Origin of the sequence: Streptomyces sp. GC420 (genome assembly GCF_009916105.1) — a bacterium.
Taxonomy (GTDB): domain Bacteria; phylum Actinomycetota; class Actinomycetes; order Streptomycetales; family Streptomycetaceae; genus Streptomyces.
This window is the reverse complement of the sequence record NZ_JAAAXQ010000655.1, coordinates 1-2,454: the sequence shown is the minus strand read 5'-3', so window position 1 is coordinate 2,454 and position 2,454 is coordinate 1. Positions and strand designations below refer to the sequence as shown.

General features: G+C 75.7%; 2 protein-coding genes. Both read right to left on the bottom strand.

The window, feature by feature from the left end:
* Positions 1-11 precede the first annotated feature (11 nt).
* Positions 12-1,010: an MBL fold metallo-hydrolase gene (locus GUY61_RS37455; protein ID WP_166634748.1), complete on the bottom strand. Its 999-nt coding sequence runs from the start codon at positions 1,008-1,010 to the stop codon at positions 12-14.
* Positions 1,011-1,037: 27 nt separating this feature from the next.
* Entirely contained in the window at positions 1,038-2,333 is a 1,296-nt protein-coding gene (locus GUY61_RS37450) for an aminotransferase class I/II-fold pyridoxal phosphate-dependent enzyme (protein ID WP_166634747.1), read from the bottom strand.
* Positions 2,334-2,454 lie beyond the last annotated feature (121 nt).

Sequence of the window (2,454 nt, the reverse complement as noted above, 5' to 3'; positions counted from 1 at the left end):
GTCCCGAGGGCTCAGGCGAGGACGCGGGAGCCGCCGATGGGCAGGTCCCAGAGCTCGTCGCGCGGCCTGCCGGTCCTCGCCCACGCCTCGCGGACCCGGGTCAGCGGCTCCAGTACGGGTTCGGCGGACAGGGCGAAGGTGCCCCAGTGCATCGGCGCCATGCTGCGGGCGCCGAGGTCCTCGCACGCCTGCACGGCCTCCTCGGGGTCGGTGTGCACATCGCTGAGCCACCAGCGGGGCGCGTACGCGCCGATGGGCAGCAGCGCCAGATCGATCCCGGGGTGGCGGCGGCCGATCTCGCCGAACCAGTGCCCGTAGCCGGTGTCCCCCGCGAAGTAGACGCGCCGGCCGTCCGGGTCGGTCAGCACCCAGCCGCCCCACAGGGAGCGGCAGGTGTCGCTCAGGGTGCGCTTGCTCCAGTGGTGGGCGGGCACGAAGTCGAAGCGGACGCCGCCCAGTTCGGCCGCCTCCCACCAGTCGAGTTCGGTGACCCGGGTGAAGCGGCGGCGCCGGAACCAGGAGGCCAGTCCGGCGGGCACGAATATCGGGGTGTCGCGGGGCAGTCTCCGCAGGGTCGGGGCGTCGAGGTGGTCGTAGTGGTTGTGGCTGATGACGACGGCGTCCACGCGCGGCAGCGCCGACCAGGGGACGCCGACGGGGGTGAGCCGTGTGGGGGTCCCGAGGATGCGGCGGGACCAGACGGGGTCGGTGAGCACGGTGAGCCCGCCCGCGCGGATGACCCAGCTGGCGTGCCCGGCCCAGGTGACGGCGAGGGTCCCGGGCCCGGCCTCGGGCAGTGCGGCGTGCGGGGGCGGAAGGTCCACGGGGATACGGGCCGCGTCGCGCAGTGCGGCCACCGGCGGCCTGACGGCTCCTTCGCGGGCGAGTCGGGCCAGGGCGCGGACTCCGGGGAGCGGGGCGGTCAGTCGGTCGGTGAAGGACTTGGGCCAGAGGCGGTACTCGCCGAGGGGGCGTGGCTCTACGAGTGACCGCTCGGTCTGTTCCGTCATCGCGGTGGCTCCTGACGTTTCGGTGTCTCACTCGTCTCGGGATTCGCGCGCCTCGGCCGGCCCAGGCGGACCGGGGCCCGGCCTCGCAGGACCGGTATCCGTCCCCGGGTTCTCGTCCGTCCGGGGCGGTGTGCGCCGCAACTCGTCGAGGGCCACCGCAAGGGCACGCAGTTCCTCCTGCACATGGGGCAGTTGAAGTGGCGTCGGCGACCGAAGGGCCGCGAGCCTCTCCTCGGGCGCGGCACCGAGCAGCGGTCCCGTGGACAGCCGGACCCGCAGTCCTCCCAGTTCGTCGCCGAAGCGGTGCCCGCCGGGTGCCGGGACGCCGAGCCGGGCGCCCAGCCGGTCCTCCAGCTCCAGCGAGTCGCTGATCCCGGGGGCCGCGATGTCGGCGTACAGGTGGCGTCCGGCCTGCGGGGGCCTGGCGATTCCACCCGCACCGAGGACGGTGCGGTGCACCGCCGCCGCGAGTTCGGCGTGCAGGGCGGCCGCCGCCGCGACACGGTCCGCCACGGGAGGAGGCTCGCGCAGCGCGTACGCCGCCGCGGCGGCCACCGGTGTGGGCACCACGGCACGCAGCGCGGCCAGCACGTCGAGGGCGTCGGCCCGCGCCCCGTACCGGCCGGCGGGCAGCCTGGCCACGGCGGCGGGCCAGCCGGACGGCAGGAAGGCACCGGAGAGATCGCAGACCACGGTGACGTGCTCGGGGAACATCTCCGCGGGGCTGACCAGCACCGTGTCGTGCGGGCGGTGCACGGTGTCCCGCCAGGTCTCGTCGCTGATGATGTGCAGGCCCTCGCCGACCGCGGCCTCGCAGACCTCGTGCACCAGCTCGGGCGGGGCCACGGTCGCGGTGGGGTCGTCGACCGGGCAGAGCAGCAGCAGCCGGGGGGCGCCGCCCTCGGCGCGGACCCTGCGCACGGTCTCCAGCAGGGCGTACGGGTCGGGGACTCCGCCGCACTCGGGGGGTGCGGGCGCGTGGTAGACGCTCCGGCCGAGCAGCCGCAGGGCGGGCACCCACCAGGCCGGGCAGGGCCGGGGCACGAGGGCGTCGCCGCCGACGGCGGCGGCCAGGGCGAGGAGCAGCGGCTGCGCGCCGGGCGCGGCGAGCACGTCGTGGGTTTCGCAGGGCAGCCCGCGCCGCAGCCAGTAGCCGCAGGAGGCGTCCCTGATCTCGTCTCCGCCGCCCTCGGGGTCCTCGGCATGCAGGCCGGCCGCGGCGGCGAGCACGGCGGCCAGTTCGGGCAGGACGGGCAGCCCCTGCTCGGGCACGGGCGGCGCGAAGCGGACCGAGCCGTGTGGTTCAGGAGCCGTCCGCCGCATGCTGCCTCCGCCGCTCGATCCCCGTTCCGGCGCATCATGTGCGCCACTCGGAACCTTTGCCCCAGAAGCCATTTATATGCGCGCCCGGCGTCACGCGCAGGCTGTGGAACGGGCGTCCCGC

Excerpts from the sequence above, each read along its gene's own strand:
- GUY61_RS37455 (WP_166634748.1), bottom strand. The coding sequence starts at position 1,010 with ATGACGGAACAGACCGAGCGGTCACTCGTAGAGCCACGCCCCCTCGGC.
- GUY61_RS37450 (WP_166634747.1), bottom strand. The coding sequence starts at position 2,333 with ATGCGGCGGACGGCTCCTGAACCACACGGCTCGGTCCGCTTCGCGCCG.